The 14,937-nt window shown below is 71.0% G+C and carries 12 protein-coding genes; 9 read left to right on the forward strand and 3 right to left on the reverse strand.

All coding sequences use genetic code 11. The annotated features are described in order from the left end of the window. Positions 1-178: 178 nt before the first annotated feature. A complete protein-coding gene (gene phaC, locus ACP56T_RS19370) occupies positions 179-1,966 on the reverse strand; it encodes a class I poly(R)-hydroxyalkanoic acid synthase (RefSeq protein ID WP_430913854.1) in 1,788 nt (595 codons plus the stop codon). 158 nt (positions 1,967-2,124) lie between these two features. On the opposite strand from phaC, the gene ACP56T_RS19375 reads away from it, so the two are divergent. From ACP56T_RS19375 to prfB, 5 genes are all read left to right on the forward strand, one after another. After that, the gene (locus ACP56T_RS19375) at positions 2,125-2,523 is read left to right on the forward strand and encodes a hypothetical protein (protein ID WP_430913791.1); all 399 of its coding nucleotides are present in this window, start codon (positions 2,125-2,127) and stop codon (positions 2,521-2,523) included. Between the two features lie 104 nt (positions 2,524-2,627). After that, the gene (locus ACP56T_RS19380; RefSeq protein WP_430913792.1) at positions 2,628-3,845 is read left to right on the forward strand and encodes an LL-diaminopimelate aminotransferase; all 1,218 of its coding nucleotides are present in this window, start codon (positions 2,628-2,630) and stop codon (positions 3,843-3,845) included. Positions 3,846-4,004: 159 nt separating this feature from the next. Next, a complete protein-coding gene (locus tag ACP56T_RS19385) occupies positions 4,005-4,229 on the forward strand; it encodes a hypothetical protein (protein WP_430913793.1) in 225 nt (74 codons plus the stop codon). Between the two features lie 74 nt (positions 4,230-4,303). Further along, a complete protein-coding gene (locus tag ACP56T_RS19390; protein ID WP_430913794.1) occupies positions 4,304-4,645 on the forward strand; it encodes a hypothetical protein in 342 nt (113 codons plus the stop codon). 111 nt (positions 4,646-4,756) lie between these two features. Beyond that, a protein-coding gene (gene prfB / locus ACP56T_RS19395; RefSeq protein ID WP_430913795.1) for a peptide chain release factor 2 occupies positions 4,757-5,885 on the forward strand; the annotation gives its coding sequence in 2 pieces (ribosomal slippage) (positions 4,757-4,825 and positions 4,827-5,885; 1,128 coding nt in all). A 19-nt stretch (positions 5,886-5,904) separates the two neighbouring features. Here the strand turns inward: prfB and ACP56T_RS19400 are convergent. Together ACP56T_RS19400 and ACP56T_RS19405 are read right to left on the reverse strand one after the other, a co-directional pair. Beyond that, complete coding sequence (locus ACP56T_RS19400) at positions 5,905-7,041, reverse strand: M23 family metallopeptidase (RefSeq protein WP_430913796.1); 1,137 nt, start codon at positions 7,039-7,041, stop codon at positions 5,905-5,907. 127 nt (positions 7,042-7,168) lie between these two features. After that, positions 7,169-7,636: a peroxiredoxin gene (locus ACP56T_RS19405; protein WP_430913855.1), complete on the reverse strand. Its 468-nt coding sequence runs from the start codon at positions 7,634-7,636 to the stop codon at positions 7,169-7,171. A 136-nt stretch (positions 7,637-7,772) separates the two neighbouring features. Here ACP56T_RS19405 and ACP56T_RS19410 point away from each other — a divergent pair, with 136 nt between their 5' ends. The 4 genes from ACP56T_RS19410 (at position 7,773) to ribB (ending at position 14,866) form a co-directional block, all read left to right on the forward strand. Then, entirely contained in the window at positions 7,773-11,243 is a 3,471-nt protein-coding gene (locus ACP56T_RS19410) for a YhdP family protein (protein WP_430913798.1), read from the forward strand. A gap of 99 nt (positions 11,244-11,342) precedes the next feature. Then, a complete protein-coding gene (locus ACP56T_RS19415; RefSeq protein WP_430913799.1) occupies positions 11,343-12,488 on the forward strand; it encodes an anhydro-N-acetylmuramic acid kinase in 1,146 nt (381 codons plus the stop codon). Positions 12,489-12,537: 49 nt separating this feature from the next. Continuing rightward, positions 12,538-13,635, forward strand: a complete 1,098-nt coding sequence (gene aroC / locus ACP56T_RS19420; protein WP_430913800.1) for a chorismate synthase — start codon at positions 12,538-12,540, stop codon at positions 13,633-13,635. Between the two features lie 154 nt (positions 13,636-13,789). Continuing rightward, a complete protein-coding gene (ribB, locus tag ACP56T_RS19425; protein WP_430913801.1) occupies positions 13,790-14,866 on the forward strand; it encodes a 3,4-dihydroxy-2-butanone-4-phosphate synthase in 1,077 nt (358 codons plus the stop codon). Positions 14,867-14,937: the final 71 nt, after the last annotated feature.

Consider the following 14,937-nt stretch of genomic DNA (forward strand, 5'->3'; position numbering starts at 1 on the left):
CGCCTCGCGCGCAACATCTTGGCGTCACACCCGTCCGACCTGCCCATCCGCAAGAAAATGAAGCACGCCGCGTGGAGCAAAGACTATCTCTTCAATCTCTTTACTCATGTGCGATAGCCCTGCCCGCAAAGGGGGGAGGGAAAACAGGCGGCGCCGGACCGATCAATCTGAAACGGTCTCAGACCCTCACGCGCACATAGGTGCCGGGCGCCGGCCCGAGGGAGGGCAGGGCGCCGCTGCCGGGGATGCGCGCGGGCACGCGCTCGGGGGCCTGCGCCTCCAGCCAGGAGAACCAGTAGGGCCACCAGGAGCCCTTGTGCTCGGTGGCGGCGGCGATCCAGTCCTCGAGCCTGCCGGTGGCGGGGCCTCCGGTCCAGAAGCCGTATTTCGCCTTGGCCGGCGGGTTGACCACGCCGGCGATGTGGCCCGATCCGGCGAGCACGTAGGCGACCTCGCCGCCAAACTTCGACGAGCCCTCGAACACCGAGACGGCGGGCGCGATGTGGTCCTCGCGGGTGGCGAGGTTGAAGATCGGCACCGTCACCTTCCCCAGGTCGAGGCGGATGTTGCCGAGCACCATCCTGCCCTGGGAGAGGGTGTTGTCGAGGTAGCAGTTGCGCAGGTAGAACGAGTGGTTGGCCGCCGGCATGCGGGTGGCGTCGGCGTTCCAGTAGAGCAGGTCGAAGGCGGTCGGCGGCGTGCCCTTGAGGTAGTTGTTGACCACATGCGCCCAGATCAGGTCGTTGGGCCTGAGCATGTTGAAGGCGTTGGCCATCTTGGACCCGTCGAGGAAGCCCTTCTCCTGCATCCGCGCCTCGATGGCCTGGATCTGCTCCTCGTCGGCGAAGACCTTGAGGTCGCCGGCATGGGTGAAGTCCACCTGCGTGGTCAGCAGCGTGGCGCTGCGGATGCGCCGGTTTCCGGTGGCGGCCTGCATGGCGAGCGTCACCGCGAGCAGCGTCCCGCCGACGCAGTAGCCGGCCGCGGCCACCTCGGTCTCGCCGGTGGCGACCCCGATGGCGTCGATGGCCGCCTCGATGCCCTCGCGCATGTAGCTCTCGAAGTCCTTGCCGGCGTGGCGCTCGTCCGGGTTGACCCAGGAGATGCAGAACACCGTCAGACCTTGGCTGACCATCCAGCCGATGAAGCTCTTCTGGGCGTTCAGGTCGAGGATGTAGAACTTGTTGATCCACGGCGGCACGATCAGGAACGGGCGCTTGAGCACCGTCTCCGTCGTCGGCGCGTACTGGATCAGCTCGATCAGCTCGTTGCGGAACACGACCTCGCCCGGCGTCACGGCGACGTTGCGGCCGACCTCGAAGCCCGAGGGGTCCGTCTGGCGCACCCGCAGCTCGCCCTTGCCGGCCTCGATGTCCTCGGCGAGCATCTTCATGCCGCGCACGAGGTTGGCGCCGTTCTCCTCGACCGTCTTCCGGATCAGCTCCGGGTTCGTCATCACGAAGTTCGAGGGCGAGAGCGCGCCGACGAGCTGGCGCAGGTAGAACTGCGCCTTGTGCCGGGTGTGCTCGTCGATCCCCTCGGCGTTGTCGACGAGATGCTCGGCCCAGCGCGAGGTGATGAGGTAGCTCTGCTTCAGGAAGTCGAAGACCGGGTTCGTGGACCATTCGGCATGGGCGAATCGGGTGTCCTTCGCCTCCGGCTCGGCGACGGGGCCGGTGGCCTCCCCCTGGAGGCGGAACCAGGTCGAGCCCCACAGGCCCATGAAGGCCTCGCTCAGACGGGTCTGCGCCTCCACGGCCTTCTTCGGGTCGGACATCCACTTCTCGGCGACCGTCGAGAGGGTGCGCACGATCTCGGCGACCTCCTCCGAGCCGGCCTTCGGCGGCTTGCCGTCCTCGGGCGGACGGAAATAGGAGGCGGCGGTGCGCCCGATCTGCTCGACCAGCAGGCTGGCGTTGCGCGACAGGGCCTCCACGTCCGGACCCTGCGGTATCGGCTCCTTCATGTTCACGCGTCGCTCGCTCCCTGGGATCCGCGGGCTTGGCGCCCGAGGCGGGTTCGCCGGGACGTCCGTCCCGCGAGCCTCGTTTCCGACAAATTAACGCGCCACCTCGGGATTTGCCCAGTGCGCGGCATGCTTTTGCAGAGACATACATCAGTCCGATGTCGGCATCCCGCTTTCCCTTGCGCGCCGGCCCGCGGGCCGTGGCGATCGGCCTCCTCGCTCTGATGCTGCCTCTGGCCGGGGCCTGCTCGAGCGATGTCAGTGCCATGCGCGACGGGCCGCTCGGCCTCGGCCCCAGCGTCAAGCCGATCCCGGCCCCGGATTTCGTGGCGAACTCCCGGCCGGCGGGCAGCGACTACATGCCGGTGGGCGTCTCGGCCCCGAAGCGCTCGCTGCGGGCGAAGTCCTCGGAGAGCCAGAAGGCGTTGGAGGCGGAGCTGGAGGGCGCCCGCAACCGCAACGAATCGCGCGGCCGGGCGGCGGAGGGCGTCGCCAAGGCCCAGCCCAAGGCGCCCAAGCCGAACGCCGCGCCCCCCGCCGCCGACGCGGCGGAGTAGCGAATTTTGGGGTCGGCCTGCGGCCCTCGAGGTGCTAGACGGGACGACTACGCCAAAGCAGAGCGCCGGACCCGGAATCCCGCGCCGACGGACAGTTCAAGGCCATGACCGATTTCCACCGCATCAAGCGACTGCCGCCCTACGTCTTCGAGCAGGTGAACCGGATCAAGGCCGCCGCCCGCGCCAACGGAGCCGACATCATCGATCTCGGCATGGGCAACCCCGATCTCGACGCGCCGAAGCACGTCATCGCCAAGCTCGTCGAGACCGCCGGGCGCCCGCGCACCGACCGCTATTCCGCCTCCAAGGGCATCGCCGGCCTGCGCCGGGCCCAGGCCGGCTACTATCAGCGCCGCTTCGGCGTGAGCCTCAACCCCGACACCCAGGTGGTGGCGACGCTGGGCTCGAAGGAGGGCTTCGCCAACATGGCGCAGGCCATCACGGCGCCCGGCGACGTGGTGCTGGTGCCCAATCCCAGCTACCCGATCCACGCCTTCGGCTTCCTGATGGCGGGCGGCGTGATCCGCTCCGTGCCCGCCGAGCCGACGCCGGCCTTCTTCCCGGCGGTCGAGCGCGCCATGCAGCACTCGATCCCGAAGCCCGTGGCGCTCGTCGTCTGCTATCCCTCGAACCCGACCTCCTACGTGGCGGGGCTCGATTTCTACAAGGACCTCGTCGCCTTCGCGAAGCGCCACGAGATCATCCTGCTCTCCGACCTCGCCTATGCCGAGGTCTATTACGACGGCGAGCCGCCGCCCTCGGTGCTCCAGGTGCCGGGCGCCATCGACTGCACGGTGGAGTTCACCTCGCTCTCGAAGACCTATTCCATGGCCGGCTGGCGCATGGGCTTCGCGGTGGGCAACGAGCGCCTGCTCGCCGCGCTCACCCGCGTGAAGTCGTATCTCGATTACGGCGCCTTCACGCCGATCCAGGTCGCCGCCACCGCCGCCATCAACGGGCCGGACGACTGCATCGCCGAGATGCGCGCCACCTACAAGAAGCGCCGCGACGTGATGGTCGAGTCCTTCGGCAAGGCCGGCTGGCAGATCCCGCCGCCCGCCGCCTCGATGTTCGCCTGGGTGCCGATCCCGGAGAAGTACAAGGCGATGGGCAGCCTGGAATTCGCCAAGCTGCTTCTGGAGAAGTCCGACGTCGCCGTGGCGCCGGGCATCGGCTTCGGCGAGTTCGGCGACGATTACGTGCGCATCGCGCTCGTCGAGAACGAGCAGCGCATCCGGCAGGCCGCGCGCAACGTGCGCCGCTTCTTCGACAACGCCGACAAGACGCTCCACAACGTGGTGCCCATCGCCCAGGCGAGCTGAGGTCCATCCGCCTCCCGGTCCGAAGTGCCTTCCGGCCATGTGGCCGGGGGGAGACAGGCCCTGCCAAACGGGCGCGGGAACGGGCGCCGCGCTTGCCAGCGGGTTCCGCGATCCGCAGGATTTCCGGGAGACGCCCGTCGATCCGCTCCCGAGAGCTTCATGCGCCGCCTGACCCTGCCCGCCGTCCTCGCGATCGCGGCCGCCTTCACGGCCTCCCTGGCGGCCTGCGCCCCGAACCCCATCGTCGCGCGCGATCCTGTGCCGGCGCCGGGACCGGACGCGGCCTATACCTGCGGCACGCGGCCCTTCGTTCTCGGCGCCCAGATGACGAATTGTGAACCGGTCCTGCGCGAGCGTCAGGTGGTCGTGCGGGCGAAGGGCTGACCGACCGGCCGCGACGAACGACTGAAGAGGCGGACCGCTTCCGGCCCGCCGCCGCCACTGGGAGGCCGCGCGTCTTGAGTTCCGCTCCGCTATCGATCGCCGCCGCGATCGCCTTTCTCGGCCTTGCCGCGCCCTGCGCCGCTCAGCCGGTGCCCTATTACTACGGCGGCCCCGGCGGCCCGACCGTTCTCGACGTGGACCGCGACTCGGGGAGGCCCATCGTCCCGCCGACCCGGCCGGACCTCGCCTCGCCGCCGGCCGTCCCGGTGCCGCATGTGATGAACGGCGGCGGCTTCGGCATGACCGGCTTCGCCTATTACAACGACGGTCCCGGCGAGGGGCAGCTCGGACGCGGCCACCGGAGCCCGCATTACGTGATCGCCCCCGCCTACAAGGGCCCGCTCGCGGGGCGCTGACCGCCCCCACGCGAGATCGCGGCGGCGCGGGGCGGCCGGCGTTTACACCGACCCGCCGGCCCGGTATCACGCGCCCTCGTTTTTCCGACACCCGAAGACCCGAAGCACCAGATGCGCGCCGAGATCGAACAGAGCTCGGATGCCGCCAAGCAGTCGATCGGACTGCTGAGGAGGCATCTTTGACTGGGATACCGTCGAGAGACGCCTCGCGGAGCTGAACGCTGCCTCCGAGGACCCGGAGCTGTGGAACGACGCCGCCGCGGCCCAGAAGGTCATGCGCGAGCGCACCGAGCTGGACGAGGCCTTCACCGCCATCAAGCGGCTCGAGCAGGGTCTTGAGGACGGCGCCATGCTCATCGAGCTCGGCGAGGCCGAGGGCGACGCCGACGCGGTCCGCGAAGGCGAGGAGGCCGTGCGCGCCGTCGAGAAGGAGGCCGCGAGCCGCCAGATCGAGACGCTGCTCTCCGGCGAGGCCGACGGCTTCGACACCTATCTCGAGGTCCATTCCGGCGCCGGCGGCACCGAGAGCCAGGATTGGGCGCTGATGCTCCAGCGCATGTACGCGCGCTGGGCCGAGCGGCGGAAATACAAGGTCGACGTGGTCGAGTGGTCGGACGGCGAGGAGGCGGGCATCAAGGGCGCCACGCTCCTCATCAAGGGCCACAACGCCTATGGCTGGCTGAAGACCGAGTCCGGCGTCCACCGGCTGGTGCGGATCTCGCCCTACGATTCGAGCGCGCGACGGCACACCAGCTTCGCCAGCGTCTGGGTCTATCCGGTCATCGACGACAAGATCGAGATCGAGATCAAGGAATCGGACTGCCGCATCGACACCTACCGGTCGTCGGGCGCCGGCGGCCAGCACGTCAACACCACCGACTCGGCGGTGCGCATCACCCACAACCCCACCGGGATCGTGGTGGCCTGCCAGCAGGAGCGCTCGCAGCACAAGAACCGGGCGACCGCCTGGAACATGCTGCGCGCCCGCCTCTACGAGGCCGAGCTGAAGAAGCGCGAGGAGAAGGCCAACGCCGAGGCCGCCTCCAAGACGGATATCGGCTGGGGCCACCAGATCCGCTCCTACGTGCTGCAACCCTACCAGCTCGTGAAGGACCTGCGCACGGGCACGCAGTCGACGGACCCGGACGAGGTGCTCGACGGCGCCCTCGACCCGTTCATGGAAGCCTCCCTGGCGCAGCGCCTCTACGGCGCCACCGAGGTGGTCGAGGACATCGACTGAGCGGCGGCCGGCCCGGCGCTCAGCGGGTCTCCTCCGTCCGCAGGGCCTCGACATCGGCGCCCGCCTCGAGGAAGCCCGCGGGGTTCACCGGCTCGCCGTCGACGCGCGTCTCGTAATGCAGATGGCTGCCGGTGGAGCGGCCCGTCGAGCCGACGAAACCGACGATCTCGCCGGCGGCCACCCGCCGCCCCGGATGCACCGCGAAGCTCGCCAGATGGGCATAGCGCGTGACGACGCCGTGGCCGTGGTCGATCTCCACGAGGTTGCCGTAGCCGCCGGCCGGCTCCGCCGCGATCACGCGGCCCGCCGCCGTGGCGCGGGCCGGCGCCCCCGTCTCCGCCTTGAAGTCGATGCCCGTATGCAGGGCCAGCCCGCGGGTGAACGGATCGAGCCGGGTGCCGAAGCCGCTGGACAGGCTCAGCTCCCCGAGGACCGGGCGGCCGAGCGGCAGCTCGGCGGCGAGCTTGGCGAGCCGGCTCTCGTCCTCGCGCTGCCGCTGCGCCCGAGCCAGCGCCTCGCCGAAAGCGTCCGCGATCACCGGCACCAGCGGACCGCCGATGCCGCCCTTCGGCCGCTCGAAGCGGGCGAGGTCGAGGCCGGTGCGGGCGAGGGCGCCGCGAAGACGGTCGAGCCCATGCCGCGAGCGGGCGCCGAGGCGCTCCACAATATCGCCCTGCGCGGCGCCGAGGGCGTCGGCGCCCCCTTCGAGGGCCGCGAGGTTCAGTCCCAGCGCTTCCGAGCGCCGGCCAGGCGCCGAATGCCCGCGCAAGGGAAGGAGATCGCGCCCGCCTCCGCGATCCGGCAGCGCGCCGGTGACATCCGGGTCCATCCGCGCGGGAGGAGGGGAGCCGGCCAGGGTCGCGAGGGCGGCCTGCCGGGTTTCGAGCCCCGACAGGCGCTCGGCCAGGGCGGCGAGCCGCGCCTCGGCGTCGTCGGTCTCGCCGCTGCGCTCGCCCGAGACCCTCTCCAGGCGGGCGCCGACCTCGGCGAGCCGCGCCTCGTAGGCGGCGCGCAGGGAATCCTGCTGCGCCAGGAACCGAGCGACCAGGGGATCGCGGAACAGCAGGTAATAGCTCGCCCCGAGCGCCCATAGGGTGGCGAGCGCCAGCCCGGCGAGGAGCACCGGAATCTCCCAGCGCCGGGGGCGCATGCGCATCGATCCGTCGGGCTGGGCTTGTGGGCGGCTCATGGGGGAACCCGCGTCGCGAGCCGCCATTCAACCCCGGTTAGGGTTAAGGAAGCGCCAAGGCCCGTCCCGCTCGTCGGGCTTGGCTTGCGGGCCGTCAGGGCAGGGCGCGCGCGGCGGCCAGCACCTCCTCGGCATGGCCGGGCACCTTCACCTTGGGCCAGATCCGCGCGATCGTCCCGTCCCGGCCGATCAGCACCGTGGTGCGCTCGACGCCCATGTACTTACGGCCGTACATGCTCTTCTCGACCCAGACCCCGTAGGCTTCGAGCATGCCCTTCTCCTCGTCGGCGGCGAGCGGGAAGGTGAGGCCGTGCTTGGCCCTGAACTTGTCGTGGCTCTTCACCGAATCCGGCGAGACGCCGATCACGATGGCGTCAGCCTCCGCGAAGGCGTCCTGCTGGGCGTTGAAGTTCTGCGCCTCCAGCGTACAGCCGCTGGTGTCGTCCTTGGGGTAGAAATACAGCACCACCTTCCGGCCCGCGAGGGCGCCGAGGTCGATGGTCTCGCCGCCGGCGCCGGGAAGGGTGAAACCAGGGGCCTGCATGCCGGGCGCGAGGGTCATCATGCCTTCCTTTCGGCCGATTGATGATGTGTCTGCTCGTCGAGCCATCCACGGGACTGACAACGTGAACACGCAGCCCGGATCGCCGCCCGGTTCTAGGACGCCGGGGCGCTCCGATCCAGCGGTCAAGGTTTGAATGGTTGAGGATACGGCCAAGGAAGCTGCCCGGAACGAGCCCTGCGTCCGGCGTCGGCGCGGGCCGGTCCGCCGCTGGAGCGGGGCGTGCCTGCTCTGGCTCGGCGTCCTGGTCCTGGTGGCGGCGGCGGGCATTGGCGTCGGAATCGTCCGCCTGACCTACGGGCCGCTGCGCATCGACGGCCTGTCCGAGCGCGTCGGCGCCGCCATCGCCGAGCGGATCGGTCCGGGCTGGACGGTCAGCCTGCGCGACAGCGCCCTCGAGCTCGATTCCGAACGCTCCCTGGCGCTGCGCGTCTCCGGCCTCGACATCCGCAACCCGCAAGGGGCGGCGGTGGTGAAGGCGCCCCTCGCCGTGGTGAGCCTCGACACCTGGGGGCTCGCCAGGCTCGCCGTGCAGCCGCGCTCCATCGAGTTCCGCGACATGCAGATGACGGCCCTCGTCCACCGGGACGGGTCGATCGCCTTCGCCGCCTCGGAAGCCGCCCATCCCGGCGAGACCAAGCCGCATACCCTACCGAGCGTCGACCCCGCGCGCGGAACGGTGTCGCCGATCTCGGCGGCGGTGGCCTCGATCTTCGGCGTCGTGCTGGATTCCGCCGGCGTGGTCGGGGCGCTGGACCGGGCCCGCATCACCGATGCCCGCCTCACCCTCGTCGACGAGGACGGCCGCGAGCGCGCCGTGTTCGAGCACGTCAACGGGCTGTTCGGCCGCGATCCCGTGAAGGACGCGCGCCTGTTCGAGCTGCGCATCGACGGGCCGCATGGCGAGTGGCGCTTCGGCGGAACCCTGCGTGAGGCAGGCGGCGCCAAGCGGGCCGGCGTCATCACCCTCGACGACCTGCCGGTGACGGACCTGCTGCTGCTCTCCGGCCAGTCGCGCCTGCCCGTGACCACCGACCTCAAGGTCTCCGCGCGGGCGGACGTCGCCCTGGACGGCGGCCGCATCGAGGACATGAAGGCGAGCCTGCGCACCAGCGACGGCAACCTCCTCATCGAGGAGAAGGACTTCAACCCCGTCACCATCGAGAGCGTCACCGCGAGCGCGAGCTGGGACGAGATCGGCCGTGCCCTGAAGCTCGACGCCCTCGACTATCGCGGCGCCGGCAACAGCGTGCACCTCTCCGGGGCCTGGACCGAGAGCCCGAAGGGCGCCGATTCCGACTGGACCGCGTCGCTCACCGGCCGGGACGCGACCCTGCGCGGCGCCGGCCCCCAGGACGCCCCCGTCAAGGTCGCTACCATCGACGCGCATCTCACCGGCCGGGCCGGCGGCGTCGCCGTGGACGACCTGCGCATGACCGGCGAGAAGTTCGGCGGCCGCATCACCGGCACCATCGGCACCAGCGGCGACGACGACGGCCTCACGCTCCACATCGTCGCGAACGACACCGAGCTGCGCACCGGCCTGCGGCTCTGGCCGGAGCACATCGCGCCGGGCGCCCGCGACTATCTCGTGGACGGGCTGCGGAGCGGCAGGCTCGACAGCGTCGACATCGTCCTCGACATGTCGGCGGCCGAGCTCGCGGCGGCGACGCGCGGCGATCCGATGCCCGACCAGGCGCTGCGCATCGCCTTCTCCGTCTCGGACGCCACGCTCCAGGTCTCCACCGACGCGCCGCCCCTGAGCCGGGGGCGCGTGAGCGGGGCGCTCACCGGACAGACCACCACCATCCGGGGCGTCACCGCCGACATCCGCATGGATGACGGCCGCGCCCTGTCGATCACGGATGGCAGCTTCGTCATCCCCGAGATCACCCCGGAGAAGGTCGTCGCCAAGATCGGGCTGCATCTCGGCGGCGGCGCCGACGCCCTCGCCGGGCTGCTCCAGACCAAGCTGTTCAAGAGCCTGTCGGGCATGGACATGGACCCGGCGACCATCAAGGGCATCGCCGACCTGCGCATCGACTTCCCGCTCAACCTCAAGCACGTCCCCGACCTGCCGGACATGCCGGTGACGTTGACGGGCACCCTCGCCGACCTCTCCGTCGACAAGGCGATGGGCAAGGACAGGCTGGAGGCCGGCCGGTTCGCGCTCGCCTACGACCGCAACGGGTTTTCCATGAAGGGCGACGGCCGGCTCGCCGGCGCGCCGCTCACCGCCGAGATGCGTCTGCCGAAGGCGGGCGCGCCCGGCGAGGCGACGGTGACGCTGCTGGCCGACGATGCCTTCCGCGCCAGGAAGGGGCTGCCCTCCGGGCCTCAGCTGAGCGGACCGATCCCGGTCAAGGCGGTGATCCCGCTGGGCCGCCCCGGCCCCGGCAAGCCTCCGGTTCGGGTCGAGGCGGATCTCGCGCGCGCCGGCATCGACGGGCTGATGCCCGGCTTCGTCAAGGCCGCCGGCAAGCCCGGAAAGCTCGCCTTCAGCTTCGTCGACAACGGCCCCGGCAACGCGACCGAGCTGCGCGAGATCGCCCTCGACGCCGGCTCGGCGAGCGCGCGCGGCAGCGCCACGCTCGGCGCGGAGGGCGGGTTCGAACGGGCCGAGATGACGAGCGTGAAGCTCTCTCCGGGCGACGACATGCGCGTCACCGCCGAGCGCAACGGCAACGGATACCGCGTCAGCGTGAAGGGGGCGGTGGGCGACGCGCGCCCCTTCCTCAAGAGCCTCGGCGGACCGGAGCAGAAGGGCGCCAAGGACCCGAGCCCCAAGGACATCGACGCCGATATCGCCCTCTCCATCCTCGCCGGCTTCAACGACGAGGCGCTGACCAATGCCAGCATGAAGCTGGCGCTGCGCGGGCGGGACCTGCGCTCGGCCAGCATCCAGGGCCGTTTCCGCGCCTCCCCCTTCGTGGCCACCGTCAGCCGGGGCGAGCGCGGCATCCCGGTGCTGGCGGTGGAATCGGCGGATGCCGGGGCGACGCTGCGCTTCGTGGACGTGTACCGGCGCATGCAGGGCGGCAAGCTCGCCGCGAGCATCAACCTCAACGACGGGCCGCAGGCCGGCGTGGTCCAGATCCGCAACTTCGCCCTGCGCAACGAGCCGGCCCTGTCGAGCATCGTCTCGCAGGGCGGCGGCGAGGTCACGGACCCGTCCGGCCGCCGCCGCGCCGTGGCCGGGGACGGCGATGTCGGCTTCGACCGCATGCGCGCGAATTTCGTGCGCACCGGCAGCCGCGTCGATTTCCGCGACGCCGCGATCTCGAACGCGGCCATGGGCTTCACCCTCGGCGGCTATCTCGACACCGGCCGGGAGCGCACCGACATCAACGGCACCTTCGTGCCGCTCTACGGGTTGAACAACGTCGTCGCCCAGGTGCCGCTGTTCGGGCCGCTGCTCGCCGGCGGGCACAACGAGGGGCTGTTCGGCGTGAACTTCCGCGTCTCCGGCAAGCTGCCCTCGCCCGACGTCTCGGTGAACCCGCTCTCGGCGGTGGCGCCGGGCTTCCTGCGCAAGCTGTTCAGCGCCGGGGGCGGCAACGACGCCTTCGCCGACGGAGTGCCGGGCGCGCCTCCGGGAGACCGCTGACCGTCCGCGTCTCCGGCACCCCGCAAAAGCCGGCGCGCCGTGCTATCGGGGCTCGGCGGGACCGATGGTGCGTCCGTGAACGGCAAAGGGCGAGGCGGGATGGCGATGATGCGCGCGATCGGGTTGATGAGCGGCACCTCCCTCGACGGCGTGGACGTCGCCCTGATCGAGACCGACGGCGAGACGATCAAGGTCGCGCGCGGGCACAACAACTTCATGGAGCCCCTCGGACCCACCGGCTATCGCGGCTACACGGACGAGGAGGAGGCGCTCCTGCGCGCCGCGACGAAGGACGCCGAGCGCATCGAGCGGCCGGACGACCGGCCCGGCCATATCCCGGAGGCGGACGCCTTCGTCACCCGCGCCCATGCCGAGGCGGTGGAGCGCTTCCTCGCCGAGAACGGCCTGAGCGCGGCCGATATCGACGTGATCGGCTTCCACGGCCAGACCGTGATCCACCGCCCCGACCAGCGCATCACCATCCAGATCGGCGACGGGCAGGCGCTCGCCGACCGGCTCGGCATCGCCGTGGTCTCCGACCTGCGCCGGGCCGATATCGAGGCGGGCGGGCAGGGGGCGCCGCTGGTGCCGGTGTTCCACCGGGCGCTCGCGGCGGCGGCGGGCTTCGAGGGGCCGCTCGGCATCCTCAACATCGGCGGCGTCGCCAACGTCACCCTCATCGACCGCTCCGGCGGCATGATCGCCTTCGATACCGGCCCCGGCAACGCCCTCATCGACGAATGGATGAAGGAGCGCGAGAACAAGAATCTCGACGATGGCGGCCGCACCGCCGCGCGCGGCCGCCCGGACGAGACGCTGCTCGCCTGGCTCCTCACGCATCCGTTCTTCGCGCGAAGGCCGCCGAAGTCGCTCGACCGGAACTGGTTCTCGCACAAGCTCGCCGGCCAGCTCTCCACGGAGGACGGCGCGGCGACGCTCACCGCCTTCACCGCCCGCGCCGTGGCCCGCGCCGTCGACCACGCCCCCGAGATCCCGACCCGCTGGATCGTCGCCGGGGGCGGCGCCAGGAACGGCGAGCTGGTGCGGCTCCTGAACTACCACCTGCGCGCCGAGATCACGACCGCCGACGCCATCGGCTGGTCCTCGGCCTATCTGGAGGCGCAGGCTTTCGCCTATCTCGCCGTGCGCTCCGTCCAGGGGCTGCCGAACACCTTTCCGAGCACCACCGGCGTGCGCGAGCCGGTGAGCGGGGGCGTGCTGTCGCGGCCGGGCGGTGCAGGATAGGCGCCGACCGTTTGTGACTCCGCGCATCCCGCGCTAGAGCGGGCGCGCGATGTCCCATAACAGCTTCGGCCACCTCTTCCGCGTGACGACCTTCGGCGAGAGCCACGGGGTGGCGCTCGGCTGCGTGGTGGACGGCTGCCCGCCCGGTCTCGCGCTCGATGCCGAGGAGATCCAGGCCGAGCTCGACCGCCGCAAGCCCGGCCAGTCCCGCTTCACCACGCAGCGCCGCGAGCCGGATCAGGTGAAGATCCTCTCCGGCGTGTTCGCCGACGACCGCACGGGCGGGCGCCAGCTCACCACCGGCACGCCGATCGCGCTGATGATCGAGAACACCGACCAGCGCTCGAAGGACTATTCCGAGATCCGCGACAGCTACCGTCCGGGCCATGCCGATTATGCCTACGAGGCGAAATACGGCATCCGCGACTATCGCGGCGGCGGCCGCTCCTCGGCCCGCGAGACCGCCGCGCGGGTGGCGGCGGGCGCCGTGGCGCGCAAGGTCGTGCCGGGAGTGACCATCCGCGCCGCGCTGGTCCAGATGGGCCCGCACGCCATCGACCGCGCCAACTGGGACTGGGACGAGATCGGCAACAACCCGTTCTTCTGTCCCGACGCCAAGGCGGCGGCCCTGTACGAGACCTATCTCGACGGCATCCGAAAGGACGGCTCCTCCATCGGCGCGGTGATCGAGGTGGTGGCCGAGGGCGTGCCGGCGGGGCTCGGCGCGCCGGTCTACGGCAAGCTCGACGCCGATCTCGCGGCGGCGATGATGTCGATCAACGCGGTCAAGGGCGTCGAGATCGGCGACGGATTCGCCTCCGCCGCCCTTACCGGCGAGGACAACGCCGACGAGATGCGCGCCGGCAACGACGGCCGCCCGCGCTTCCTCGCCAACCATGCCGGCGGCATCCTGGGCGGCATCTCGACGGGCCAGCCCATCGTCTGCCGCTTCGCCGTGAAGCCGACCTCCTCGATCCTGACGCCGAGGAAGAGCGTCACCCGCGACGGCGGCGAGGTCGACCTCGTCACCAAGGGCCGCCACGACCCCTGCGTCGGCATCCGCGCGGTGCCGGTGGCCGAGGCGATGATGGCGTGCGTGCTGGCGGACCATTATCTGCGTCACCGGGGGCAGGTCGGCGGCTCATAATCGGCCGGACTGCCGTTCCCTCCTCCTTGAGGGGAGGGTTAGGGTGGGGATGGTGCAGGAGGCACCGCCCACGCTCGATCCGGCACCACCCCCACCTCCGGCTCCTCCCCGCAAGGGGGAGGACAGGCGCATGTCACGACCCGAAAGGCCTGAAGTGTCCCATTGCAGCGTCACCGAGGCCATCGAGGCCTTCGCCCGCGGCGAGATCGTGGTCGTCACCGACGACGACGACCGCGAGAACGAGGGCGACCTCGTCGTCGCCGCCTCGCTCTGCACCCCCGAGAAGATGGCCTTCATCATCCGCAACACCTGCGGGATCGTCTGCGCGCCGGTCACGCGGGGGGAGGCGCGCCGCCTCCATCTCGACCCGATGGTCGCCTCGAACGACGCGCCGCTCGGCACCGCCTTCACCGTCACGGTGGACGTGAAGCACGGGCTCACCACCGGCATCTCGGCCGAGCAGCGCTGCAACACCGTGCGCGCGCTCGCCAACGGCAACATGGGCGCGGCCGATTTCGTGCGGCCCGGCCACGTCTTCCCGCTGATCGCGCGGGACGGCGGCGTCCTCATGCGCTCTGGGCATACGGAGGCGGCGGTCGATCTCTGCCGGCTCGCCGACCTGCCGCCGGTGGGCGTGATCTGCGAGCTCGCCAACGACGACGGCACCGTGATGAAGGGGCCGCAGATCGACGCCTTCGCGCAGGCGCACGCGCTGAAGCGGGTCTCCGTGGCCGATCTCATCGCCTACCGGCAGGCGCGCGACCGGCTCGTCGAGCGCGTCGGCCATTTCCCGGTGAAGACCGAGTTCGGTCCGATGACGGGCTACGCCTACACGACGCCCTTCGAGTCGATCCAGCAATTCGCCTTCGTCCACGGGGACATCCGCGACGGGCGCGACATGCTGGTGCGGCTGCACCGCTCCAACGTCGTCGCCGACGTGATCGAGGGCGGCCGCCAGATCGAGGGGGTGATGCGCCGCTTCGCCGAGGAGGGCCGGGGCGTGCTGGTCTATCTGCGCGACGGCACCGCCGGGGTGCCGCTCTCGCGCTATGCCGAGGAGGGCTCGGAGGCCCAGCGCGTGCGCCAGTGGCGCGAGGTGGGGCTCGGCGCCCAGATCCTGCGCGACCTCGGCGTGGTCTCGATCCGCAACCTCGCCACCTCGGCGCGCTCCTATGTCGGCCTGTCGGGCTTCGGCATCGAGCTTCTCGGCAACGTTCCCCTCGACGGCTGAGGGAACCGGCGGGCGCCGCCCCGCGTAGCAGCCAGACCATGAGACGCGCCCCTTCCGACGCCATGCCTCAG

It is taken from the genome of Methylobacterium endophyticum, assembly GCF_050591105.1.
Classification (GTDB): domain Bacteria; phylum Pseudomonadota; class Alphaproteobacteria; order Rhizobiales; family Beijerinckiaceae; genus Methylobacterium.

Bases quoted from the DNA above. Each gene is read 5' to 3' on its own strand.
- ACP56T_RS19400 (WP_430913796.1), bottom strand. From the start codon at position 7,041: ATGCGCATGCGCCCCCGGCGCTGGGAGATTCCGGTGCTCCTCGCCGGG.
- ACP56T_RS19385 (WP_430913793.1), top strand. From the start codon at position 4,005: ATGCGCCGCCTGACCCTGCCCGCCGTCCTCGCGATCGCGGCCGCCTTC.
- ACP56T_RS19405 (WP_430913855.1), bottom strand. From the start codon at position 7,636: ATGACCCTCGCGCCCGGCATGCAGGCCCCTGGTTTCACCCTTCCCGGC.
- ACP56T_RS19410 (WP_430913798.1), top strand. From the start codon at position 7,773: ATGGTTGAGGATACGGCCAAGGAAGCTGCCCGGAACGAGCCCTGCGTC.
- ACP56T_RS19375 (WP_430913791.1), top strand. From the start codon at position 2,125: ATGTCGGCATCCCGCTTTCCCTTGCGCGCCGGCCCGCGGGCCGTGGCG.
- ACP56T_RS19415 (WP_430913799.1), top strand. From the start codon at position 11,343: ATGGCGATGATGCGCGCGATCGGGTTGATGAGCGGCACCTCCCTCGAC.
- ACP56T_RS19380 (WP_430913792.1), top strand. From the start codon at position 2,628: ATGACCGATTTCCACCGCATCAAGCGACTGCCGCCCTACGTCTTCGAG.
- aroC (WP_430913800.1), top strand. From the start codon at position 12,538: ATGTCCCATAACAGCTTCGGCCACCTCTTCCGCGTGACGACCTTCGGC.
- phaC (WP_430913854.1), bottom strand. From the start codon at position 1,966: ATGAAGGAGCCGATACCGCAGGGTCCGGACGTGGAGGCCCTGTCGCGC.